Origin of the sequence: Clostridium carboxidivorans P7 (genome assembly GCF_001038625.1) — a bacterium.
Lineage (GTDB): Bacteria > Bacillota > Clostridia > Clostridiales > Clostridiaceae > Clostridium_AM > Clostridium_AM carboxidivorans.
Genome location: NZ_CP011803.1, coordinates 4,097,359 through 4,122,362, shown reverse-complemented (window position 1 = coordinate 4,122,362; position 25,004 = coordinate 4,097,359). Strand labels below are relative to the sequence as shown.

Below are 25,004 nucleotides of genomic sequence, written 5' to 3'. Positions count from 1 at the left end.
CTATTACTTATAAGATACAATTTAAAAATACATGCAGGTGTGGCGGAATTGGCAGACGCACTAGACTTAGGATCTAGCGCCAACGGCGTGGGGGTTCGACTCCCTTCACCTGCACCAAGTATTTAAATAAGTTATGCGGGAGTGGCTCAGTGGTAGAGCGTCACCTTGCCAAGGTGAACGTCGCGAGTTCGAATCTCGTCTTCCGCTCCAAACATGCGGGTGTAACTCAATGGTAGAGTGCTAGCCTTCCAAGCTAGTTACGAGGGTTCGATTCCCTTCACCCGCTCCAAATATATGCGTTTTTATGTTTTAAATTTTAAGTTTTAATTCAGAAACCTGGAAGTAAGTAAAACGCACAAATATCCTAATGAGCGCCCATAGCTCAGTTGGATAGAGTGATGGACTTCGAATCCAGAGGCCGCGGGTTCAAATCCTGCTGGGCGCACCAGAAAGAAATTGAAAGCACTATGGTTAGTGCTTTTTTAATTTTTTGTATTTTTCCTCCATTTTATCTCCAAAGTTTTTGATGAAGATTTATTCCAAATTAAAAAGGTGATTTATTTTGATGATAGAATTGAAGGAATAGAACAATGTATTGAAATAATAATGAAGAAGTAAAAATTACTATAAAATAAGCATATTAAGAATAGAAAATAATAAAAATTAAGTACAACAGTTATTTAACTGTTAGGTAACTGTTGTAAAAGTACTATAAAAATATTATAATGATATTATAAAGTATTTACTTATCAATACTTTGTATTGTTAGGTATTATAATAAAATCAATAAATGAGCATAATAAAAACAGGGTGCTACCAACACCCTGCAGTATACAATTCTAGTTGCTTAGGCAACTGGCAAAGCTAGTATTATAAAAAAGTAGCCATTACCATTTGCACCGGTGGGCTACTTTTTTATTTTATCTATAAGTACGATAATTAAATTTATCAAAGCTACCAAAAATGATAGAGCAGCAAAAACCACTATAAACATTTCGTACATATGTATCACCTCCCTTCTCAAAGGGATAGCGATACCAGTTGCCCACATGCAACGTGTTATTGAATTGTACATAGATAGTTTAGCATAATTCTATATTGTGGACAATATGAAACATAGAAAGAATATGAGCTTGGACTAAGTTTATATTCTTATGTACACAAATTACAGTGATTAAAGATATATAAATTTTCCTAAATTTAAATAAGTAAATTTCAAGTTATTGAAATTTGCTTATTTTTTTAACTTTAAAAGGTTTTAAAGTTTATCATTAGTGGGCACAATATAAATACTTGATACATTTGGTACCTTAAATGTATTTATTAATGTAGTAATTTCCACATGATATCATATCTAGTTTCAGTAACGTGATAATTTGGATTTTTATTTATGATAGACAAAAATAATTAAAATCCGATTTTCAGGACAATAATGCATTTTTTAAAGGAAAATGAAATATTTTTTTCTATATATGAAATAAAAGATTCAAAATTTATAAAAATATCTCGCAAAAAAATGTAATTTGGAGTAAAATATAATTGTAGAAAACGTTTAAGTGTGATAGAATATAATTAGAAGTTAAGGAAATATAAAATTAATTTTACACATATTCTATTGAAATTATTAAAAAAGACGTATATCTGCGTACAACGAACAAGTGTAAACGTTTGATAGAAAGACAAAATGTAAAATATTTCAACAAGGTAAAAATGTGTAATTTAAAAGCTTCAGTAAAAAATATATGCAATATTTAATTCAACAATCATAAAAAATGCTAGAAATTATCCATACATGGATGAATTATATAAAATATTTATACAAGCAGGGGGAATAAGTTATGGAATTAAATTTAGAAAGAATTAAAAAAGCTCAAGAAAACATTAAGGAAGTAGTAAGAAAGACACCTATGTTTCATACAAGTACTTTCTCAAAAAAATGTAATTGTAATGTATACTTAAAGTGTGAAAATAAACAAAAAACTGGTGCTTTCAAATTAAGAGGAGCATATAACAAACTAGTTAATTTAACAGAAGAAGAAAAGAAAAGAGGAGTTATAGCTTCTTCAGCAGGAAATCATGCTCAAGGAGTTGCTTTCGCTGCAACATCATTTAATGTTAAATCTACTATAGTAATGCCATTAACTGCACCACAAGCAAAAGTAGCAGCAACAAAAGGATATGGTGCTGAAGTTATTCAAGCAGGTCAAGTATATGATGAATGTCATGATAAAGCTGTAGAAGTACAAAAAGAAACAGGAGCAACATTTTTAGAGCCATTCAATGATATAGATGTAATGGCAGGCCAAGGAACCATAGCTCTTGAAATGTTAGAAGATTTACCTGAAGCTGATGTTATAGTAGTTCCAATTGGTGGTGGTGGATTAATATCTGGTATTGCCGTAGCAGCTAAATCAATAAAACCTTCAATAAGAATAGTAGGAGTTGAACCAGAAATAGTACCATCTGCAAAAGCTGCACTAGAGAAAGGAAAAGTTACTACTGTACCAGGAGCAAAATCTTTAGCTGATGGTATATCAGTTAGTACATTAGGAGACGAATGCTTTAAATACATTCAAAAATATGTAGATGAAGTAGTTACAATAAGTGAAGATGAAATAGCTCATGCTATGTTCCAAATAATGGAAAGAAATAAGCTAATAGTTGAAGGATCAGGAGCAGCACCTTTAGCAGCTTTATTAGCTAAAAAAATAGATGGAATAGAAGGCAAAAATGTTATTGCTCTAGTTAGTGGAGGAAATGCTGACATAGCAACTACAGCTAAAATAATAGAAAGAGAATTAGTTTTTGAAAAGAGAAGAATAAGATTTGAAGCAGAACTTCAAGATAAAGCAGGAACATTAGGAGCTTTAATATCTGAAGTAGGAGCAATGGGAGGAAATGTTGTTACAGTAAGACAAAACAGCAACTGGAATGAAAGAGGACTTGAATCTGCTGATGTATCATTTGAAATTACAGTTCAATCTCAAGAACATGGTGAAAGTATAATAAAAAGCTTAAGAGATAAAGGATATGTTATAAATATAAAAAAATAAAGTAATATCCTCTTAAATTTATAAAGTTAGATTTGTTGAATAAATATCAGCCTTTTGGCTGATATTTATTTTTGTAAATTTATTAGCATATAATAATAATTTTTAAGTTGTAGTATTAATCAACTATATGAATTCGTTATAGACATATGGATATTTATAAGTAAATCCAATGACTAGCAGTAGTGCATATATGCTATTATAAAATTGATAATGGTATGTTTTCACAATGTATTGGAAGATATTACTTTCAATAATTTTAATGTATAAATTGGAGGATTTAAAATGAATGAATTGCCAGAAAAAATAAATGAATTTGGGGAAAAGAGAAGAAAAGGTTTTGTAACTATAAAAAATCTTAAGGATGAAGGAAAAAAAGTTGTAGGCGTGTTTTGTGCCTTTACTCCAAAAGAAGTAATTTCTGCAGCTGGAGCTATACCAATAGGAATATGTGGAACTAGTGAAGAGCCAATACCTGATGCGGAAAAGCATTTGCCAAGAAACTTATGTCCTCTTATAAAATCCAGTTATGGTTTTGCTATAACTGAAAAGTGTCCTTACACATATTTTTCAGATTTAATAGTAGGAGAAACTACTTGTGATGGAAAGAAAAAAATGTATGAAATGCTTGGAAAGATAAAAGATGTACATGTAATGCAGTTACCTCAGACTACAAAAGGTGAAGATTCTTATAAGCTTTGGAAAAATGAAATTATTAAACTAAAAGAAAAGTTAGAAAAGAAATTTGATGTAGAGATAACTGAACAAAATTTAAAGGATGCAATTAAATTGAAAAATAGAGAGAGGGAAACTTTAAGGGAATTTTATGAACTAGGAAAAATGACTCCTCCTCCTATTGAAGGTATAGATATATTAAAGGTTCTTAGAGGTGCAGCTTTTAGCTATGATAAGGAAGAGGAAATAAAAACTATAAGTGATATGACAAAAAGCATTAAAGAGACTTATGGAAAAGGAGAAAAGAAAGTATCTAGTTCAGCAAAAAGAATACTAGTAACGGGATGTCCTTTAGGTGAGTCTACTGATAAAATAATCAACACCATAGAACAAAATGGAGGAGTGGTTGTTTGCTTCGAAAATTGTGGAGGTGTTAAAGATATAGGATTTTTAGTAGATGAAACCATTGATCCTATAGATGCACTTACAAGCAAGTATTTAAATATAGCTTGTTCTTGTATGACACCGAATAATAATAGAATAGAATTATTGTCTAAGTTAATAGATGAATATAAGGTTGATGGAGTTGTAGATGTAATACTTCAAGCATGCCATACTTATAATGTAGAAACTTATACAATAAAAGAATTTGTAACAAAAGAAAAAAATATACCTTATTTAAGTATAGAAACTGATTACTCTCAAACAGATATAGGACAACTTAAAACTAGAATTGGTGCTTTTATAGAAATGATTTAATTTTTGAAAAAGAATAACTTATAGATGAAGCAGTTACTATTAAATATTAAAATAACGTTTTCAATATATGTTGTGTTACTATGTATTTATAAAAATGTAGTTGGAGGTAATTATAATGGGAGATTATAGACAATTATGGACAGACTTAGGAGTAGATTTGGAAAAGCACGATAAATTATGTGCTGTATTACCAGAACTTTATGGTGATACATATTTAACTCAAGAAAATCGACCAGAAGGTATGAATTATTTCAATTTTGTTGTTGCCGAAGTACACGGACTTAGAATACAAGAATTAGATGAACATAGAAGAAAAGGTGGAAAGGTTATAGGTACTTTTTGCGTATTTGTACCAGATGAAGTAATACTTGCAGCTAATGCTATTGGAGTTGGACTCTGTGCAGGTTCACAATTTTGGATAGAAGATGGAGAAAAAGTTTTACCAAGAAATATGTGTCCTCTAATAAAAGCATTTATGGGAGCTAAAGTTGGTGGTACATGCCCATACTTCCAATCTTGTGACATGATAATAGGAGAAACTACCTGTGATGGTAAGAAAAAAGCGTGGGAAGTATTGGAAGATTATGTTCCAGTACATGTTATGGATTTACCACAGATGAAAAGAGCTAAGGACTATACAGCATGGAGTAGTGAGATAAAAGATGTTATTGCAAAAGTTGAAGAACTTACAGGCAATAAAGTTACAGTTGATAGTCTTAAAGAAGCTATAAGAACAGCTAATGCTAAAAGAAGAGCACTAAAGAGATTATATGATTTAAGAAAGTACAAGCCATCACCAATTAGTGGATTGGATTGTCTTTTAATATCTCAAATTGCTTTTTATGATGATCCTCATAGATTTGTTGAAAAACTAAATGAACTTTGTGATGAATTAGATGAAAGAGTTAAGAATCTAAAAGATCAAGGAAAGAAAAGATTAATGATAACAGGAACTCCTATGGCATTGCCAAACTGGAAACTTCATTCTATAATCGAGGGATTAAATGCACAAGTAGTAGTGGAAGAAACTTGTACAGGTACAAGATATTTTGAAAATGAAGTATCAGAAGAAGGCGAAACTATAGATGATTTAATTAAAAATTTAGCAGATAGATATTTAAATATAAACTGTGCTTGTTTCACTCCTAACACAGGCAGAATAGATGATATAATAAAATATTCAAAGGAATATGATGTAGATGGTGTAATAGATTTTAATTTATCCTTCTGCCATACTTACGCAGTTGAACATAAAGCAGTTGAGAAAGCTTTAAAAGAAAAAGATATACCTGTTATGCATATAGAGACAGATTATTCAACAGAAGATGCTGGACAGATAAAAACAAGAGTAGAAGCTTTCCTTGAAATGATTTAAAAAGAGGGTAAGCAAAATGCAGCAAATAAGACATTATATACTATTTCCATCTCATACAGAGGGTATGAAATTGGAGAAAGTGTTGAAAGAACAAAAAATAAAGTATACAATAGTACCAACACCTAGGCAACTTTCAACTTGCTGCGGTATTTCTATAATGTATAATAAAGAGGATGAAGATAAGATAAAAACTTTAATAGATATGCACAATGTGAAAACTTTAGGGTTTCATTCTGTGGATAGAAAAGTAAAAAATCCATATTTGTAAGTAGAAAAATTTAAATGGGGAATGGGAAAGTATATTTTCCATTCTCTATTCTGTTAAACTGGAGGTTTTTAATGTTTTACGTAGGAATAGATATAGGATCAACTGCTTCAAAGGTTTGTATTTTTAATGGTGATGAAATGGAAAATACCTTTGTTTTGCCCACAGGATGGAGCAGTGTAAAAACAGCAGAGGACATAAAAGAAAGATTGGAAGAATTAAATTTAAACAAAGATAACTCTAGGATTGTTGCTACAGGTTACGGCAGAGTTTCTGTGCCTTATGCAGATAAAACTGTTACTGAAATAACTTGTCATGGAAAAGGAGCATACTATATTTTAGGTGAAGACTGTACTGTTGTAGACATAGGAGGACAAGATACTAAAGTAATAACTGTACAGGATGGAAAGGTAACTAATTTCACCATGAATGATAAATGTGCAGCAGGTACAGGAAGATTTTTAGAACTTATGGCAAACACTTTAGGACTCAGTATAACAGAAATGTGTGAAATGTCAGAGCAAGGGGAAGAAATTACTATAAGTTCTATGTGTACAGTTTTTGCAGAATCAGAAGTTATAAGTTTAATTGGTAGTGGAAAAAGAAGAGAGGATATTGCTTGTGGAGTAGTAGATTCCATCGCAAGTAAGGTAAAGTCTTTATGCCAAAAACATTCAGATAGTTTCAACTACTTTTTAACAGGCGGATTAAGTACCAATAAGTACATAATAAAAAAATTATCGGAAAAGCTTCAATCAAAGGTTAAAGCTGATGAATTAGGCAGATATGCAGGAGCTATAGGCGCTGCATTAGTAGCAAAGTCCTTGAAGTAGATATTGACTTTGTATATAAATCATGATATAGTAAACAAGATAAAAGTTGAATATTAAAATTTTTATAACCTTTAAAACTAATCCAGAGAGATTAGAAAGGCAAATTGAAGAAAAAAGTATAATCAAAATGTATGCAGAAACCATGCCTTCCTTATCTTTAAAGGAAAGGCATTTTTTTATACCTTTAAATTTAGCACAGAGAGGCTAAGAAGGAGGAGATACTATGTTAAAAGGTAGAAATTTAATAGACCCTATGGATTTTACATTAGAAGAATTAGAAGAAATTTTTAAATTAGCAGATCAGATTATTTCAAATCCAGAAGATTTTACCCATATTTGTCAGGGTAAGTTACTAGCCACACTATTCTATGAACCAAGTACAAGAACTAGATTTAGCTTTGAAGCAGCAATGATAAGACTTGGTGGTCAGGTTATAGGATTTTCAGAACCAAATTCAAGCTCAGTTTCAAAGGGAGAAAGCGTAGCAGATACTATAAGAACAGTAGGATGTTATGCAGATATAGTTGCTATGAGACATCCTAAAGAAGGAGCGCCTAAAGTTGCAGCTATCAATTCACCAATACCAGTTATAAATGCTGGAGATGGCGGACATCAGCATCCAACACAAACACTTACAGATCTTTTAACAATTAAATCTATAAAAGGAAGATTGTCAAATTTAAAAATAGGTCTTTGTGGAGATTTAAAGTTTGGAAGAACTGTTCACTCCCTAATAAAGGCTATATCTAGATATCAAAATAATAAATTTGTTTTGATAGCCCCTAAAGAACTTAAAGTCCCAGAGTATATAATTAAAGAATTAAATAAAAATAATATAGAGTATAAAGAAGTAGAAAAGTTAGAAGATGTTATAGGAGATTTAGATATACTTTATATGACAAGAGTTCAAAAAGAAAGATTTTTCAATGAGGAAGATTATATAAGACTTAAGGATAGCTATATATTGGATGAAGCAAAAATGTCTATAGCATCAGAGGATATGATAGTTCTTCACCCTCTTCCAAGAGTTAACGAAATAGCTTATGAAGTAGATGATGACCCTAGAGCTTGCTATTTTAAACAAGCTAAATACGGAATGTATGTGAGAATGGCATTGATTGCTAAGCTTTTAGGTGTTAGATAATTTTGAAGGGGGATTATAATATGTTAACAATAAATAGTGTGAGAAATGGTATAGTAATTGATCATATAAAGGCTGGACACGGAATAAAGATATTTAATTACTTAGGATTAGATAATGCTGAGTATTCAGTTGCATTAATAATGAATGCAGAAAGTAAGAAGTGTGGAAAAAAAGACATAATTAAAATAGAGAATAATTTAGAATTGGATCTTAAAGTACTAGGTTTTATAGATCCTAATATAACAATAGATATAATAGAAGACGAACAAATAAAGGAAAAGATAAAATTAAAGTTACCTGAGAAAGTTGAAAATATAATAAAATGCAAAAATCCAAGATGTATAACTTCTGTAGAAAGAGATTTAGCACATGTATTTTATCTTACAGATGAGGAACATGGAGAGTACAGATGTTTATACTGTGACGAAACCTACAGAGTTTCAGATATGTAGAACCAAATATAATTTTTAAGAGGACAGTTGACAGAGGACAGAGGACAGTGAAGGTGAGTTTTCTTCCTTACGTCAGAAAACTAATTTATTTTTTAAGCTTGTTTTGCTAATGCAAAACATAGCTGATTTATATAATTAAAGATTTTTCATAGTGTAACGGAGAAAAATCCTCCTTCACTGTCCTCTGTCAATTGTCCGTTGTCCTCTTGATCGAAAGAAAGGGGATGCCTATATGGAACTATTAATAAAAAATGCAAAAATAGTAGATTGGTCGCAGAACTTTATTGGAGATGTTTATATAAATGAAGGTATAATTTGTGAAATGGGAAAGAACTTAAAAAAGGATTGTAAAATTATAGATGCTGAAGGATTAACCTTACTGCCATCATTTATAGATTTACATGTACATTTTAGGGAACCTGGTTTTACAAATAAAGAAGATATTGAAAGTGGAAGTTATGCTGCAGCTAAGGGAGGATATACTATGGTAAACCTTATGGCAAATACTAAGCCTGTATGCAGCAGTATGGATACTATAAATTATGTTTTAAATAGAGCAAAAGAAGTAGGAATTATAGATGTTCATCAAGTATCAAGCATAACAAATAACTTTGATGGAAAAGATATAAGTCACTTAGATAGATTAGATCCTTCTGTAAAAATAATATCAGAAGATGGAAATGACGTAATGGATAGTAAAGTTATGCTTGAGGCAATGGTTAAAGCAAAAGAGAGCGGCAGAATTGTTATGTGTCATTGTGAGGAACATTTACTTAGTAATATAGATACAAGGTTGTCAGAAAACACTATGACATGGAGAAATATAGCATTAGCTGAATTTACAGGATGTGCAGTTCATATAGCACATGTAAGTACAAAAGAATCCATGGAATATATTATAGAAGCTAAGAAAAAAGGAATTAATGTAACTTGTGAAGTTGCACCACACCATATAGCACTTGTAGATAATGATTATAGAGTAAATCCTCCTATTAGAGAAAAAGAGGATGTTGAGTTTTTAATAAAGTCTATAAAAGATGGATGGGTAGATGCTATAGGTACAGACCATGCACCACATACGGCAGAGGATAAAAAGAATGGTTCACCAGGAATATCAGGAATCGAAACTGCTTTTTCAGTATGCTATACAAAGCTTGTAAAGGAAGAAAAAATAAGTTTTAGTAAGCTTTCAGAGATAATGTCTAGAAATCCAGCTTATATAATGGGTGTTAAAAAAGGACAAATAAAAATAGGCTATGATGCAGATTTAGTTTTAGTAGATACAGAGAGAAAATATGAAATATGTTCAGATACTTTTAAATCAAAGGGTAAAAATACTCCTTTTAATGGCACGAAGGTATATGGAGCTGTGGTAAGAACATTAAAGTCTGGAAATACAGTATTTAGCGAAATGTAAAAGTGAGCATAAAAATCCAATAAAGTGTGAATGGAGCTGTAATCAATTATGATAATAGATAAATTGTTTGAAAGTGTAGAAAAGAATGGTCATGTATGTGTTGGTTTAGATACTGATGTAGAATATATTCCTAAATGGGTAATTAATAAGAATACTTCAATAGAAGATGCTATTTTTGAATACAATAAAAATATAATAGATGCAACTTTAGATGTAGCCAGCTGTTATAAAGTCCAAATAGCATATTATGAAGCCTTAGGTATATCAGGACTAATGGTTTATAAGAAAACTCTTGAATATATAAGAAGCAAAAAGGCTATAGTAATTGCAGATATAAAAAGAGGAGATATAGCTAAGACAGCAGAGATGTATGCAAGGGCACATTTTGAAGGAGACTTTGAAAGTGACTTTGTAACCTTAAATCCATATATGGGATTGGATGGAGTAGAACCTTATTTACCTTATGTGAAAAATAAAGAAAAAGGTTTGTTTTTGCTGGTTAGAACATCTAATAAAGGTGCTGAAGATATACAGTATGTAGATACCAAGGAAAAAGAAAAAGTTTATAACGTTGTAGGAGAAAAAATACAGCAAATTGGAGAGCAGTGCATGGGAAGCTGTGGATATAGTTCCATAGGTGGAGTTGTTGGATGCACTCACGTAGAAGAAGGAATAAAGCTTAGAGCTGATTTAAATAAGATGTTTTTCCTTATACCTGGATATGGAGCACAAGGAGGAAAAGCTGAGGATGTAGCACTTTACTTGCATCAGGGAAATGGTGGAGTAGTTAATTCTTCTAGAGGAATACTACTTGCATACAAAAAGGTTGAAGATGGAGAAAAAAATTACGCAGAATGTGCAAGAAAAGAAGCTGTAAGAATGAGAGATGACATACTTAGTAAATTGAAAATTAATAGCTAAATCTATATATGATTAGTTATTTAAGGAAGAGAGAATGATTTATGGAAAAAGTAAAGATGAATTATTCAACTGAAAAAGTTTATGAAAATATTGAAATAGAAAATCCAGTATATAAATTAACTATTAAAGGCAAGTTTAATGGTAAGCCAGGTCAGTTTTATATGTTGAAATGTTGGAACAAAGAACCTATTTTATCAAGACCTATAAGTATAAATCATATAGATGAAGAAAAAATAGTTTTTTTATATCAAGTAGTTGGTGAAGGAACTGAAATTTTAAGTAAGTTGAAGAAAGCTGAAACTGTAGAAATTATGGGACCACTTGGAAATGGATTTGACATAGATAACATAAAAGGAAAAGTAGCCATAGTTTCAGGAGGTATAGGAACAGCACCTATGGAGTATGTGGCAGAATCCCTTAAGGAGTGCAAGGTAGATTTGTACGCAGGGTTTAGAGATAAAAGCTACATTATTGATGAATTTAAGGGAATTGTTGAAAATGTAAATATATCAACTGAAACTGGAAGAGAAGGACATAAGGGATATATAACGGATATATTTAAACCTGAGCTTTATGATGTAGTCTTATGCTGTGGACCAGAAATTATGATGAATAAAGTAATTAAGCTTTGCAAAGATAAGAATGTAAAAGTTTATGTTTCTATGGAAAAACATATGGCTTGTGGTGTAGGCGCATGTTTAGTATGTACTTGTAAAACAAAGAATGGAAACAAAAGAACCTGCAAAGATGGTCCAGTGTTTTCAGGGGAAGATATCATATGAGTTATTAATTAATAACTGAGAATGGAGAATTAAGATGAATGTGAATATATGCGGAGTAGATTTGAAAAATCCAGTTATTGCTGCGTCAGGTACTTTTGGTTTTGGTGAGGAATATGCTAATTTTTATGATGTATCAAAATTAGGAGGAATATGTACTAAAGGTCTTACATTGAATCCTAAAGAAGGAAATGATGGTATAAGAGTATTTGAAACAAGAGGTGGAATGTTAAATAGTGTAGGACTTCAAAATCCAGGGGTTGATCATTTTATACAGTATGAACTTGAAAATATGAAAAAGTTTGATACAGCTATAATAGCCAATTTAGGTGGAGCAGCTATTGAGGATTATATAAAAGGCGTAGAAAAGCTTAATAGTACGGATATAGACATACTAGAACTTAATATATCCTGTCCAAATGTTAAATCAGGAGGAATGGCTTTTGGAATTAAATCAAAAGTTGCTTTTGAAGTAGTATCTGAAGTTAAAAAAATTTGCAAAAAACCTTTGATGGTGAAGCTTTCACCTAATGCAGAGGATATCATAGATATGGCTTATAGATGTTGTGAGGCAGGAGCAGATTCTATATCTCTTGTAAATACTTTTAAAGGTATGGCTATAGATATTAATAAAAGAGAACCTGTATTTAATAATATTTCAGCAGGTCTTTCAGGTCCTGCAATAAAACCCATAGCACTTAGAATGGTTTATGAAGTTAGTAAAGCAGTAAATGTTCCTGTAATAGGACTTGGAGGAATAAGTAGTTGGAAGGATGCTATAGAATTTATTATGGCAGGTGCTACTGCAATTCAAGTTGGAACAGCAAATTTTATAAAGCCAGATATATGTTTAGATATTATAAATGGAATAAAGAGTTATATGGAAAAAGAAAATATAAAAGATTTATGTGAAATAAGAGGAATCGTATAAAATTTCATGCATATGGAGGAATTTAAGATGGAAAACACAGATAAAATGGTTATAGATACATTAAAAGAAGTAGGTGCACTTTTAGAAGGACATTTCCTTCTATCTTCAGGAAAACATAGTAATAGATATTGCCAGTGTGCAAAATTACTTCAATATCCTGATAAAGCTGCAAAAGTTTTAAAAGTAGTAGCAGATAAGCTTAAAGATGTAGATTTTGATATTATAGTAGGACCAGCTATGGGAGGCGTAGTTGTATCCTATGAATTAGCAAGACAAACAGGAAAGCCTGGAATATTTGCTGAAAGACAAGATGGAAATATGACTATAAGAAGAGGATTTGAAATAAAGAAAGGACAGAAGGCTATAATATCAGAAGATGTTATAACTACAGGTAAGTCTTTTCTAGAAGTAGCAAATATCATTAAAGAGTTAGGTGGAGAAGTAGTAGGAATAATCTGTATAGTAGATAGAAGGGCAGAAGGGGTAGAAGTAGAATATCCTTTATACAGTGCTGTAAAGTTAGATATTAAAAGTTATGAAAAGGAACAGTGCCCTATGTGCAAAGAAGGTACCCCATATGTAAAACCTGGCAGCAGGAATATTAAATAATTAGCTAAGTATTTTCCTTAATATATATATTTTATATATTTTTGAATTTCATTTTAGACCTCAAACTTTTTAAGTTTGGGGTCTGTTTTTTTATAAAATACTTCAATTGAAGGGTTATTGACAACAGGATATCTTTGTGATATTCTATGTATAAATATTAATAGCAATGAATAAAAATAAGCAATATAAATTTCAAAATTAATGTAAAATCAATTAAAAAGCAAATTACAAGTTTCATTTTATACATAAATATTGTATAAATTTAAGTTTAAAGTGAAATAGGCTTGAACCTTCTGTGCCATACAGGGGGCTTTATTTATAAAAAATTATAGAGGTGAATAGTATGAACGGATTATTATATTTAGAAGATGGAAGCATATATGAGGGAAAAGGTTTTGGTAAAAATGGAACTTCTGTTGGGGAACTTGTTTTTAATACTTCAATAACAGGATATCAGGAAATACTTACAGATCCATCTTATGCTGGACAGGTAATAACAATGACGTACCCATTAATAGGTAACTATGGTGTAAACAGTTTTGAAGATGAATCTACTAAAGTACATGCAAAAGGTTTTGTAGTTAAAAATATATCAGATAATCCTTCTAACTACTTAAGCGAACATACTGTAGATCAGATGCTTAAAAAGATGAATGTAGTTGGGGTTTATGATTTAGATACAAGAAGTATAACTAAGAAGGTAAGAAATAAAGGAGCCATGAAGTGTGTAATATCAACAGAAGAATTAAGTAAAAAACAGCTTGAGGAATACTTAGGCAAAACTGAATTACAAGGAAACTTTATGGAAGAGGTTAGTACTAAGAAAGCTATTCACATAGAGGGCCAAGGTGCAAAGGTTGCTGTTATAGATTTTGGAGTAAAATCAAATATAATAGAAAATTTAAAGCATAGAGAGTGCGATATAACAATATTGCCTTATGATACAGCTTATGAAGAAATAGTAAAGCTTAATCCACAAGGAATTCTTTTGAGTAATGGACCTGGAGATCCTAAAACAGTAAAAGAAGGAATAAAATTAATAAAAAGTATAATTGATAAATATCCGATCTTTGGAATATGTTTAGGACATCAGATGTTGGCTCTAGCAGTTGGCGGAGATACTTATAAGATGAAATATGGACATAGAGGTGGAAATCATGGGGTATATGATATAGAAAAGGATAGAGCATATATAACATCCCAAAATCATGGATACGCAGTAGATGCTGAAAGTGTAAAAGAAAAAATGATTATAACTCATGTAAACTTAAATGACAATACAGTGGAGGGCATGAGACATAAAGAGCTTCCTGTATTTTCTGTGCAGTTTCATCCAGAAGGTGCACCAGGACCACAAGACTCAGCATACTTGTTTGATAAATTTATAAAATCAATGAAGGCATAATTAAAGGTTTGGAAATCAGGAGGTAGCAATAATGGCTTTAGATAAAAGTTTAAAAAAGGTTTTAATATTAGGATCAGGTCCAATAATAATAGGTCAAGCAGCTGAATTTGATTATTCAGGAACCCAGGCATGTAAAGCTATAAAAGAAGAAGGGATAGAAACTATTCTTATAAATAGTAATCCAGCCACTATAATGACAGATAGTAACATGGCAGATAAGGTTTATATAGAACCTTTAACTTTAGAATGTGTAAAAGAGATAATAGAAAAAGAAAGACCGGATGGAATCTTAGCAGGCTTTGGAGGTCAGACTGCCTTAAATCTTGCTATGGAATTGAAAAAACATGGTGTGCTAGATGAATTTAAAGTGAAACTTTTAGGAATAAATAGTGAAGCTATAAAAAAAGCAGAGGATAGAGAAGAATTTAAAAAGCTAATGATAGAAAACAATCAACCTATACCTATGAGTATTATAGCTACTAATGTAGATGAATGTGTTGATTTTGTAGATAAGTATGGCTTTCCTGTAATAATAAGACCTGCATATACACTTGGAGGAACTGGTGGCGGAATAGCTGAAAACATGGATCAGCTTCTAGAAATATGTGATTTGGGAATAAAAATGAGTCCTATAGGTCAAATACTTTTGGAACAAAGTGTAGCAGGATGGAAAGAGCTTGAATATGAGGTTATAAGGGATGGAAAAGATAACTGTATTATTATATGTAACATGGAAAATATAGATCCTGTAGGTATACACACAGGTGACAGTATAGTAGTAGCACCTTCGCAAACTTTAAGAGATAAGGAATATCATATGCTTAGAAAAGCAGCTATAGATATAATAAGAAGTCTTAAAATAGAAGGTGGATGTAATATACAATTTGCACTGGATACAGAAAGTAGTAATTATGTGGTAATAGAAGTTAACCCTAGGGTTAGTCGTTCTAGTGCCCTGGCTTCAAAAGCTACAGGATATCCTATAGCAAAAATAGCATCAAAAATAGCTATTGGTTATAGTTTAGATGAATTAAAAAATTATGTTACAGGAAATTCCAGTGCTTGTTTTGAACCAACTTTAGATTATGTGGTAACAAAAATACCAAAGTGGCCATTTGACAAATTTAGTAGAGCAGAAAGAATGTTAGGTACTCAAATGAAGGCTACAGGAGAAGTAATGGCAATAAGCAGAACTTTTGAAAGTTCCTTATTAAAAGCTGTAACATCTTTAGACGGAAAGTTCTCTACTTTAAAGATACACAAGATGGAAGAAATGACTGTGGACGAACTTATAGAAAAGATAAAAATGCAGGACGATCAAAGAATATTTGCTGTAACAGAGGCTTTAAGAAAAGGGATCACTGTAGATGAATTGCATAATATAACTAAAATAGATAAATGGTTTTTAAATGGCATAAATAATATTGTAGTTATGGAAAATAGGCTAAAAACAGAAAAAATGAATGCGGGCCTTTTATATGATGCAGAAGCAATGGGATTTATAGAAGAAGAAATATATAGAATTTCAGGAGCATCTAAAGAAGAAATAGATGATTTTAGAGTTAAGAACAATATATATCCAGTGTACAAAATGGTTGATACCTGCAGCGGAGAGTTTGAAGCACAAACACCTTATTACTATTCTTGCTATGAGGATGAGGATGAAAATATAATAACTGATGATAAAAAAGTATTGGTAATAGGTTCAGGTCCTATAAGAATAGGACAGGGGATAGAATTTGATTACTGCTGTGTACATGGTGTATGGGCTATAAAGGAAACTGGACATAAAGCAATAATAATAAATAATAACCCTGAAACAGTAAGTACCGATTTTGATACAGCAGATAAGCTTTATTTTGAACCACTCCATATTGATGATGTAATGAATATTGTAAATAGGGAAAAAGTAGAAGGTGTTATAGTTCAACTTGGTGGGCAGACATCTATAAATTTAGCACAAAAACTTTATGAAAAAGGTGTGAAGATATTAGGAAGTTCTTTTGAAGCTATAGATCTTGCAGAAGATAGAGATAAGTTTAGAAAATTTTTACAAAAACTGAATATTCCATCACCAACGGGAACAGCAGTTATAAGTATTGAGGAAGCTTATATGGCAGTAGAGGAACTTCAATATCCAGTGGTAGTAAGACCTTCCTATGTAATTGGAGGCCGTGCTATGGAAGTAGTATATGATAAAAAGGGTCTTACAAAATATATGAATGAGGCAGTTCAAGTTTCAACAGATCATACTATTCTTATAGATAGATACATTAAAGGAACAGAAATAGAAGTTGATGCTATATGTGATGGCGAAGATATATTAATGCCAGGAATAATGGAACATGTTGAAAGAACAGGAGTACATTCAGGAGATAGTATAACAGTATATCCTTATATGACTTTAAAAGAAGAAACAATAAATACTTTAATTGAATATACAAAGAAGATAACAAAGAATATGAATATAATAGGACTTGTCAATATACAATATGTATTTGATGGAAATAATGTTTATGTAATAGAAGTTAATCCTAGAGCATCAAGAACAGTGCCTATACTCAGCAAAGTTACTGGTGTACCAATGGTCAAAATAGCTGTAGAAGTTATGTTAGGAAAAAAGTTAAGTGAGTTTAAGTATGGTACAGGTCTTTTAAAGAATAAAGATTTATTTGCTGTAAAGGTACCTGTTTTTTCAGGAGAAAAGCTAGCTGATGCAGATATGTACTTAGGACCAGAAATGAAATCTACAGGGGAAGTATTAGGAGTAGATCATACTTTAGATAAGGCTATATATAAGGGATTTAGTGCTTCTGGTGTGAATATAGTTACAGAAGGAAGTATTTATGTATCATTAAAAGATGTAGATAAAAAAGAAGGAATAGACATAATAAAAGATTATCAAAAACTTGGATTTAAATTTTATGCTTCAGAAGGAACTGGTAACTATTTAAAGGGAAATGCAATAGATTGTACAATAATAGATGGGGATCAGGTTTCAGAATTTATAGTGGATGGAAAAATAAAAATGCTTATAAATACACCAACTAGAGGAAACAATCCTGAGAGTGAAGGATTTAAGCTAAGGCGTAAAGCTGCCGAATATAGGGTTCCAGTATTTACATGCATAGATACTGCAAAAATATTTTTAACAGCTATAAATTTTAAAAAGAGTAATGAAAAAGTAGAGTATATGAGCATGTTAGAATATTTAAATTAGTATTAAAAAATCTTATGAAAATTGTTTTTCATAAGATTTTTTTCGCTTAAATTAATTTGAATATTATAAATCACATATTTGTAATAGTAACAAAAAATTATTATTATTTATGCTTTTGAGTTATAATAAATAATGAGTTATTATGGTATAATAAAAGAACAATAGTATAATTTTTAATATTTTATGTAGGAGGAATTGAAGGTGGCAAAACCAAGTATATTTAGTAAAGACTATGAAAAGAAGATGAGAAGAAGAAGGAAAACAATCACCTTCGCTGTTGTCATAGGTGTTGTTTTAGTTATATTTACAGCAATATCTGCCCAAGGAATATTTAAGAATATAGGTAAGAGCATAAATCAGGCTAAAAATGTTACTACTGATAATACTAAAGAGGCAAAAAAACAACCAGAAATAACTCCTAAAAAGGAACAAAAAACAGAAAAACCAGCAGGTTATGCAATTAGTTTAAGTAATGGAAAAAGTATAAATGCAATATATGAAACTAAAAATGGTGATAAAGTTTTTAAAGGGGTATCGCCAACAGAAAGTAATGTAGTTTATAGTATAAGCCCATCAGGTAAGAATATGATAGTTTATGATGATAAAGTTCAAGGTATTATACTTATGGATATAAATGGAAACAAACAAGATATAAGCAATATGCAGTATACTGCAAGTGATGGAACAGTAATAACAAAAAATGCACAACTTTCAGCACAACCTAACTATGTGTGGTGTTCTTCACCAAGATTCATAGATGAAAACAATGTTGCATATATAAGCCAACTTCCATGGTTGGGAAAGACTACAAAGTATGTTTGGATTGAGACTATTGCAAATAAAAATCAAATGTTAGTTCAAAATGTTCCAGAAAGTGAAGATATAAAATTTGATAAATTAACAGATAAAGGATTAACAGTAATTTCAGGTGGTAAAACTTTATTTTTAACATCAGATGGAAATGTTAGTGAATAAGTTTGGAGGACACGATGGAAATAGGTATATCATCAGCTAGCTTTTATCCTAATATTGATACTGAAAATAGTATAAGCTTCATGAGTAATTTAGGATTTAAAAGTGGAGAAATATTTTTAAATAGCCCTAGTGAATATGAAGAGAATTTTGCAGAAAAGGTTTTGGAAGAAAAGCTTAAATATGATTTTAAAATTCATTCAGTTCATTGCTTATCTTCAGCTTTTGAACCTTATCTTTTTGATGATTACAAGAGAAGAAGAGATGACATGTTTTTATGTTTTAAGAAGGTATGCAGGGCAGCTAAGATTTTAGGTGCTAAATGTTACACTTTTCATGGAATGCGATATAAGAATATAAATGATTTAAATTATAAATTTGTATTAGAGGTATATAATAAATTAACGTATTTAGCTATGGAAGAAGGTATAAAGCTTGCTCAAGAAAATGTATCTTGGTGCATATCTTCAGATTTAGGATTTTTAAATACGATAAAAGAAAATGTAAAATATCCAATATATTTTACGCTTGATATAAAGCAAGCATATAAAGCACATACACTTCCAGAAAAGTATATGGATATAATGGGAAGTTCTATGGTTAATTTTCATATAAACGATAGAGATGATAACAATGTTTGTTTATTGCCAGGGAAAGGTGATGTAAATTTTAAAAAAATATCTTGTAAATTAAAGGAAATAGGTTATAATGAAATAGGAATTATTGAAGTATACAGTAATAACTATTCTAGTTATGATGAAATTAAAGCTTCGAAACAATTTTTGACTAATGAAATATAAATTAAAAATTAATTGTAAAATTTATATTTTTTGGTATATAATTATAATACAGAATTTAATCTAAATGTTAAATAACTCATAACATTAATTCAATGTATGTTAATACTTTTAAATATATGTTATAATGTTGTGGTTAACATAAGCACGTATGGTGATTAGGAGGAATAGTATAATGAATGCTAAAGTAGAAAAAATAGAAAATAATGTTGTAAAATTAGAAATAACAGTTGATGCACAAGAATTTAAGGGAGCAATGAAAAAGGCATTTAACAAAAATGCTAAAAAGTTTAATATACCAGGATTTAGAAAAGGTAAAGCTCCAAAGAATATAATAGAAAAGTATTATGGAAATAATGTATTTTATGAAGATGCAATAAACTTCTGTTGTGATGATACATATCCACAAGCTTTACAAGAAAATGATGTAAAGCCAGTTGATTATCCACAAATAGACATAGTTCAAATAGAAGAAGGAAAAGATTTCATATATACAGCAAAAGTAACTGTTGTTCCAGAAGTAAAACTTGGAGATTACAAGGGATTAGAAGTTAAGAAAAATGTATATGAAGTAAAAGATGAAGAAATTGATAATGAATTAAAAGCAATGCAACAGAAAAATGCAAGAGTTGAAACAAAAGAAGAAGGTTCAATTGAAAAAGGAAATATAGCAGTTGTAGACTTTAAAGGCTTTGTTGATAATAAAGCTTTTGAAGGCGGAGAAGGAAAAGATTATGAACTAGAAATTGGTTCAGGTACATTTATAGATAACTTTGAAGATCAGTTAGTAGGTCTAAACAAAGGGGATTCAAAAGATGTTGTAGTAACATTCCCAGAAGAATATGGCAAAGAAGAATTAAATGGCAAGGAAGCAACTTTTAAAGTTACTGTTAAAGATATAAAATTAAAAGAGCTACCAGCTTTAGATGATGAATTTGCTAAAGAAGTTTCAGAATTTGATACAATAGATGACTTAAAAGCAGATCTAAAGAAAAAAATGGAAGAAGCAAATGAATTAAGAACTAAGAGAGAATATGAAGAAGCAGTTATTGATGCAGTTTGTGAAAATGCAACAATAGATATTCCTAAAGCTATGATAGATAAAGAAATTGACAATATGTTAAAAGATCTAGAAATGAGATTAAAATATCAAGGATTAGACCTTCAAACATATTATCAATATACAAATAATACAGAAGAAAAAGTTAGAGAATATATGAAAGAAACTGCAGAAAAGAGAGTAAAAACTGATTTAACTATTGAAGAAATATCAAAAGTTGAAAAAGTTGAAGCAACAGAAGAAGAACTTTTAGCTAAAGCAGCAGAAATGGCAAAACAATATGGCGGCAAAGACATCGAAAAAACATCAAAATTAATCTTAGATTCACAGAAAAGTTATTTAAAACTTGGTGTAATTAATGAAAAAGTTATAAAGATGTTAGTAGACAATAGTAAAGAAATAGCATAATATGTTAAAAAGATTAATTGCCAGGAATTTTTCTGGCAATTAATTTTAAACTTATAAATTTTAAATGGGTTAAAATCATTCACATGATTTAAAAAGGAGGAGAGAATTATGAGTTTAGTACCAGTAGTTGTTGAACAAACTAATAGAGGAGAAAGATCTTATGATATCTATTCTAGGCTACTGAAAGACAGAGTAGTAATGTTAACTGAAGAAGTTAATGATGTAACTGCTAGTCTTGTGGTTGCACAATTACTTTTCTTAGAGGCTGAAGATCCTGATAAGGATATATATTTATACATAAATAGCCCAGGAGGTTCTATAACAGCTGGAATGGCAATTTATGATACAATGCAATATATAAAACCAGATGTGTCTACAATATGCATAGGAATGGCTGCTTCAATGGGAGCCTTTTTACTGAATGCAGGTGCAAAAGGAAAGAGAGTTGCACTTCCAAATGCAGAAATTATGATACATCAACCATTGGGAGGATTCCAAGGTCAGGCAACAGATATAGGCATTCATGCTGAAAGAATACTAAAAATAAAGAAAAAGTTGAATACTATATTTAGTGAAAGAACAGGTCAACCACTAGAAACGATTGAAAAAGATACAGAGAGAGACAACTTTATGTCAGCAGAAGAAGCTAAAGAATATGGACTTATAGACGAAATTATGGTAAAGAAGAAATAACCTTATAGAGAGGTGTAGAGATGGCCAAAATTGATGATAAAAAGCAATTAAAATGTTCTTTTTGTGGTAAAACTCAAGATCAAGTTAGAAGATTAATAGCAGGACCAGGCGTATACATTTGTGATGAATGTATAGAACTTTGTTCTGAAATAATAACTGATGATTTTGAAGAAGATGCTCAAGTAGATATGACATCTCTTCCAAAACCAATAGAAATAAAAAACTATCTTGATCAATATGTAATAGGTCAAAATGAAGCAAAAAAGTCTTTGGCAGTAGCAGTTTATAATCATTATAAGAGAATAAATTCAAATGCCAATAATGATGATGTAGAATTACAAAAAAGTAATATTTTATTACTAGGACCTACAGGTTCAGGAAAAACTCTTTTAGCACAAACATTAGCTAAGTTTTTAAATGTTCCATTTGCAATTGCAGATGCTACAACTTTGACTGAAGCTGGTTATGTAGGTGAGGATGTTGAGAATATACTTTTAAAGCTTATTCAAAATTCCGATTATGACATAGAAAGAGCAGAAAGAGGAATTGTATATATAGACGAAATAGATAAAATAGCTAGAAAGTCAGAGAATCCATCTATAACAAGAGATGTATCTGGAGAAGGAGTACAACAGGCATTGTTAAAAATACTTGAAGGTACAGTAGCTTCAGTGCCACCTCAAGGAGGAAGAAAGCACCCACATCAAGAATTTATACAAATAAATACTACTAACATATTATTTATTTGTGGTGGTGCCTTTGATGGAGTTGACAGAATTATTGAAAGTAGAACTAGAGTAAGCACCTTGGGATTTGGAGCTGAAATACAGTCTAAAAATGAAAAAGATATAGGAAAACTTTTACAAGAGATAATGCCAGGAGATCTTTTGAAATTTGGCCTTATTCCTGAATTCGTAGGAAGACTTCCTATAGTAGTGACTCTTGATGCATTAGATAAAAATGCCTTAATTAGTATATTAAAAGAGCCTAAAAATGCACTTGTTAAGCAGTATAAGAGACTTTTCGAAATTGATAATGTTGAACTCGATTTTGAAGAGGAAGCTTTGGAAGCTATAGCTAATGAAGCTGTAAAAAGAGACACAGGTGCTAGAGGGTTAAGAGCTATAATTGAGGAAACAATGAAGGATATAATGTTTGAAATTCCTTCAAAAGAAGAAATTGCTAAAGTAGTCATAAACAAAGATACTATAGAAACCAAGAAGCCAGAGCTTATTAATGCAGAAGGAGATAAGAGAACTCCTATAAAAGTAAAAAAGTCTAGAACAAGAAAAGGTTCAGAAAGCGCATAATATGATAATAAAAGAGTACTGTTTTTATTCAGTACTCTTTTTTTATTTTAAAGTAAAGTTGATATAACAATTAGTAAAAATTTTATAATATAAGATTTTTATAGAATATACAAAATGAAAAATGTGCATAATATGAAAATGACAGTATCCATGAAAAATAATGATATTATAACATATAGTCATGAAATAAAACTATTGGAGAGAGGTTTTAAACGATGATGTACACTTTAATGATTATTGAAATGGTATTTACTATAATTATGGGGCTTTATTTTTTTAATGCACTTAAAGGTCAAAAATCAAATAGAATAGTTATTGATAAAGAAAGTAAGAAAGAAATGGAGAACTTAAAAAGGCTCAGAAATATAAAGCTCACAGAACCTCTTACGGAAAAGAGCAGACCATCAGATTTTAATGAAATTATAGGTCAGGAAAAGGGGATAAAAGCACTTCAAGCAGCACTTTGTGGTCCAAATCCACAACATGTAATAATATATGGACCTCCTGGAGTTGGTAAAACAGCTGCAGCTAGGTTAGTGCTTAAGTACGCTAAGAAAAAAAGTTATTCTCCTTTTACTGAAGTTTCAAAGTTTATTGAAATAGATGCCACAACTATAAGGTTTGATGACAGAGGAATAGCTGATCCTCTTATAGGTTCTGTTCATGATCCCATTTACCAAGGAGCAGGGCCTTTAGGAGTTGCAGGTATACCTCAGCCTAAGCCAGGAGCAGTTACAAAAGCTCATGGAGGTATATTGTTTATTGATGAAATAGGTGAACTTCATCATATAGAAATGAATAAGCTTTTAAAGGTATTAGAAGATAGAAAAGTTTTTTTAGATAGCTCATATTACAATTCATCAGATACAAATATGCCAACATATATTAAGGATATCTTTGAAAATGGTCTTCCAGCTGATTTTAGGCTTGTTGGTGCAACAACAAGAAATCCAGAAGAAATTACTCCAGCTTTAAGATCTAGGTGCGTTGAAGTGTTTTTTAGAGCACTTAATCCAGAAGAAATTAAAACAATAGCTCTTAACGCTGTAAACAAAATAGGTTTTAACATAGATGATAAAGCTTGTAGTATGGTGGGTAAGTATTGTGAAAATGGTAGAGATGCTGTAAACTTAATTCAATTAGCTTCAGGTATAGCTTTAAATGAGGATAGAAATAATATTACAATAGAAGACGTTGAATGGGTAATTGAAAATGGGCAATATTCGCCAAGATTTGAAAAAACAATAAACGATAATCCTGCTGTGGGTTATGTTAATGGTTTGGCTGTTTATGGATCAAATATTGGAGCTGTAATGGAAATAGAGGCTACTGCTAAAAAATCCAATACTAGAAAAGGAGTATTGAAAATAACAGGTATTGTAGAAGAAGAGGAAATAAGTAATCAAAATAGAAAAATGATAAGAACTAGTACGGCTAGATGTTCTGTAGAAAATGTGATTACTGTTATTGAGAGAAATTTTGGGCTAAATTGTGACGAATATGATATACATATAAACTTTTCAGGAGGAGCACCAGTAGATGGACCTTCTGCAGGTATAAGCATTGCTACAGCAGTATACAGTGCTATAAACAATATTCCTGTAAGTAATGAAGTTGCAATGACAGGAGAGCTGTCTATACATGGAGATGTAAGAGCTGTTGGTGGAGTAAATGCTAAAGTCCAGGCAGCAAAAAAAGCAGGCGCCAAAGTTGTCATAATACCAGATGAAAATTGGCAGCAAAGTTTTTCTAAATTAGATGGAATAAAGGTTATAACAGTTAAAAATATAAAAGAAGTTATAAAAATAGCATTAGAAAAAGAAAATGTAGAAGATAAATCCAATTGCATAAATACTAATATTGATGTATTAGCGGCAGAATCTCTAAAAGCTTAAAATCAAAAAAAGTATTTTAATACTAAATTTATTT

General features: G+C 30.7%; 20 protein-coding genes and 4 tRNA genes. All 24 read left to right on the top strand.

What is annotated here, in order from left to right; all coding sequences use genetic code 11:
• Nucleotides 1–33 precede the first annotated feature (33 nt).
• Nucleotides 34–117, top strand: a tRNA-Leu gene (locus Ccar_RS18355).
• A gap of 18 nt (nucleotides 118–135) precedes the next feature.
• A tRNA-Gly gene (locus tag Ccar_RS18350) sits at nucleotides 136–210 on the top strand.
• A gap of 5 nt (nucleotides 211–215) precedes the next feature.
• Nucleotides 216–289, top strand: a tRNA-Gly gene (locus Ccar_RS18345).
• Nucleotides 290–371: 82 nt separating this feature from the next.
• A tRNA-Arg gene (locus tag Ccar_RS18340) sits at nucleotides 372–448 on the top strand.
• A gap of 1,390 nt (nucleotides 449–1,838) precedes the next feature.
• Nucleotides 1,839–3,053: a threonine ammonia-lyase gene (gene ilvA / locus Ccar_RS18335; RefSeq protein ID WP_007064161.1), complete on the top strand. Its 1,215-nt coding sequence runs from the start codon at nucleotides 1,839–1,841 to the stop codon at nucleotides 3,051–3,053.
• A gap of 282 nt (nucleotides 3,054–3,335) precedes the next feature.
• Nucleotides 3,336–4,484: a double-cubane-cluster-containing anaerobic reductase gene (locus tag Ccar_RS18330; RefSeq protein WP_007064162.1), complete on the top strand. Its 1,149-nt coding sequence runs from the start codon at nucleotides 3,336–3,338 to the stop codon at nucleotides 4,482–4,484.
• Between the two features lie 115 nt (nucleotides 4,485–4,599).
• The gene (locus tag Ccar_RS18325) at nucleotides 4,600–5,859 is read left to right on the top strand and encodes a double-cubane-cluster-containing anaerobic reductase (protein ID WP_007064163.1); all 1,260 of its coding nucleotides are present in this window, start codon (nucleotides 4,600–4,602) and stop codon (nucleotides 5,857–5,859) included.
• Between the two features lie 16 nt (nucleotides 5,860–5,875).
• Nucleotides 5,876–6,127 (top strand): putative Se/S carrier protein, encoded by a 252-nt coding sequence (locus Ccar_RS18320; protein ID WP_048030338.1) that lies wholly within the window; start codon nucleotides 5,876–5,878, stop codon nucleotides 6,125–6,127.
• 71 nt (nucleotides 6,128–6,198) lie between these two features.
• The gene (locus tag Ccar_RS18315) at nucleotides 6,199–6,957 is read left to right on the top strand and encodes an acyl-CoA dehydratase activase (RefSeq protein WP_007063816.1); all 759 of its coding nucleotides are present in this window, start codon (nucleotides 6,199–6,201) and stop codon (nucleotides 6,955–6,957) included.
• Between the two features lie 223 nt (nucleotides 6,958–7,180).
• Nucleotides 7,181–8,101, top strand: a complete 921-nt coding sequence (gene pyrB / locus Ccar_RS18310; protein ID WP_007063817.1) for an aspartate carbamoyltransferase — start codon at nucleotides 7,181–7,183, stop codon at nucleotides 8,099–8,101.
• Nucleotides 8,102–8,121: 20 nt separating this feature from the next.
• Nucleotides 8,122–8,553, top strand: coding sequence for an aspartate carbamoyltransferase regulatory subunit (locus tag Ccar_RS18305; protein WP_007063818.1), 432 nt, complete (start codon nucleotides 8,122–8,124; stop codon nucleotides 8,551–8,553).
• 232 nt (nucleotides 8,554–8,785) lie between these two features.
• Nucleotides 8,786–9,970: a dihydroorotase gene (locus tag Ccar_RS18300; protein WP_007063819.1), complete on the top strand. Its 1,185-nt coding sequence runs from the start codon at nucleotides 8,786–8,788 to the stop codon at nucleotides 9,968–9,970.
• A gap of 48 nt (nucleotides 9,971–10,018) precedes the next feature.
• On the top strand, nucleotides 10,019–10,891 hold the full coding sequence (gene pyrF / locus Ccar_RS18295) for an orotidine-5'-phosphate decarboxylase (RefSeq protein ID WP_007063820.1): 873 nt from the start codon (nucleotides 10,019–10,021) through the stop codon (nucleotides 10,889–10,891).
• A gap of 41 nt (nucleotides 10,892–10,932) precedes the next feature.
• Nucleotides 10,933–11,673 carry a dihydroorotate dehydrogenase electron transfer subunit gene (locus Ccar_RS18290; protein ID WP_007063821.1) on the top strand — a complete coding sequence of 247 codons (741 nt, stop codon included), beginning with the start codon at nucleotides 10,933–10,935 and terminating at the stop codon, nucleotides 11,671–11,673.
• Between the two features lie 34 nt (nucleotides 11,674–11,707).
• A complete protein-coding gene (locus tag Ccar_RS18285; protein ID WP_007063822.1) occupies nucleotides 11,708–12,601 on the top strand; it encodes a dihydroorotate dehydrogenase in 894 nt (297 codons plus the stop codon).
• 27 nt (nucleotides 12,602–12,628) lie between these two features.
• On the top strand, nucleotides 12,629–13,210 hold the full coding sequence (pyrE, locus tag Ccar_RS18280) for an orotate phosphoribosyltransferase (RefSeq protein ID WP_007063823.1): 582 nt from the start codon (nucleotides 12,629–12,631) through the stop codon (nucleotides 13,208–13,210).
• Between the two features lie 343 nt (nucleotides 13,211–13,553).
• Nucleotides 13,554–14,615 carry a glutamine-hydrolyzing carbamoyl-phosphate synthase small subunit gene (gene carA / locus Ccar_RS18275; protein WP_007063824.1) on the top strand — a complete coding sequence of 354 codons (1,062 nt, stop codon included), beginning with the start codon at nucleotides 13,554–13,556 and terminating at the stop codon, nucleotides 14,613–14,615.
• A gap of 31 nt (nucleotides 14,616–14,646) precedes the next feature.
• Nucleotides 14,647–17,835 (top strand): carbamoyl-phosphate synthase (glutamine-hydrolyzing) large subunit, encoded by a 3,189-nt coding sequence (gene carB, locus Ccar_RS18270; RefSeq protein ID WP_007064376.1) that lies wholly within the window; start codon nucleotides 14,647–14,649, stop codon nucleotides 17,833–17,835.
• Between the two features lie 201 nt (nucleotides 17,836–18,036).
• Nucleotides 18,037–18,810 (top strand): hypothetical protein, encoded by a 774-nt coding sequence (locus Ccar_RS18265; protein ID WP_048030337.1) that lies wholly within the window; start codon nucleotides 18,037–18,039, stop codon nucleotides 18,808–18,810.
• Nucleotides 18,811–18,824: 14 nt separating this feature from the next.
• Nucleotides 18,825–19,607 (top strand): sugar phosphate isomerase/epimerase family protein, encoded by a 783-nt coding sequence (locus tag Ccar_RS18260; protein ID WP_007064315.1) that lies wholly within the window; start codon nucleotides 18,825–18,827, stop codon nucleotides 19,605–19,607.
• Between the two features lie 172 nt (nucleotides 19,608–19,779).
• The gene (gene tig / locus Ccar_RS18255; protein WP_048030336.1) at nucleotides 19,780–21,072 is read left to right on the top strand and encodes a trigger factor; all 1,293 of its coding nucleotides are present in this window, start codon (nucleotides 19,780–19,782) and stop codon (nucleotides 21,070–21,072) included.
• Between the two features lie 108 nt (nucleotides 21,073–21,180).
• Nucleotides 21,181–21,765: an ATP-dependent Clp endopeptidase proteolytic subunit ClpP gene (gene clpP / locus Ccar_RS18250; protein ID WP_007064191.1), complete on the top strand. Its 585-nt coding sequence runs from the start codon at nucleotides 21,181–21,183 to the stop codon at nucleotides 21,763–21,765.
• Between the two features lie 20 nt (nucleotides 21,766–21,785).
• Entirely contained in the window at nucleotides 21,786–23,075 is a 1,290-nt protein-coding gene (gene clpX, locus Ccar_RS18245; protein WP_007064378.1) for an ATP-dependent Clp protease ATP-binding subunit ClpX, read from the top strand.
• Nucleotides 23,076–23,290: 215 nt separating this feature from the next.
• On the top strand, nucleotides 23,291–24,970 hold the full coding sequence (gene lonB, locus Ccar_RS18240; protein WP_034825555.1) for an ATP-dependent protease LonB: 1,680 nt from the start codon (nucleotides 23,291–23,293) through the stop codon (nucleotides 24,968–24,970).
• Nucleotides 24,971–25,004: the final 34 nt, after the last annotated feature.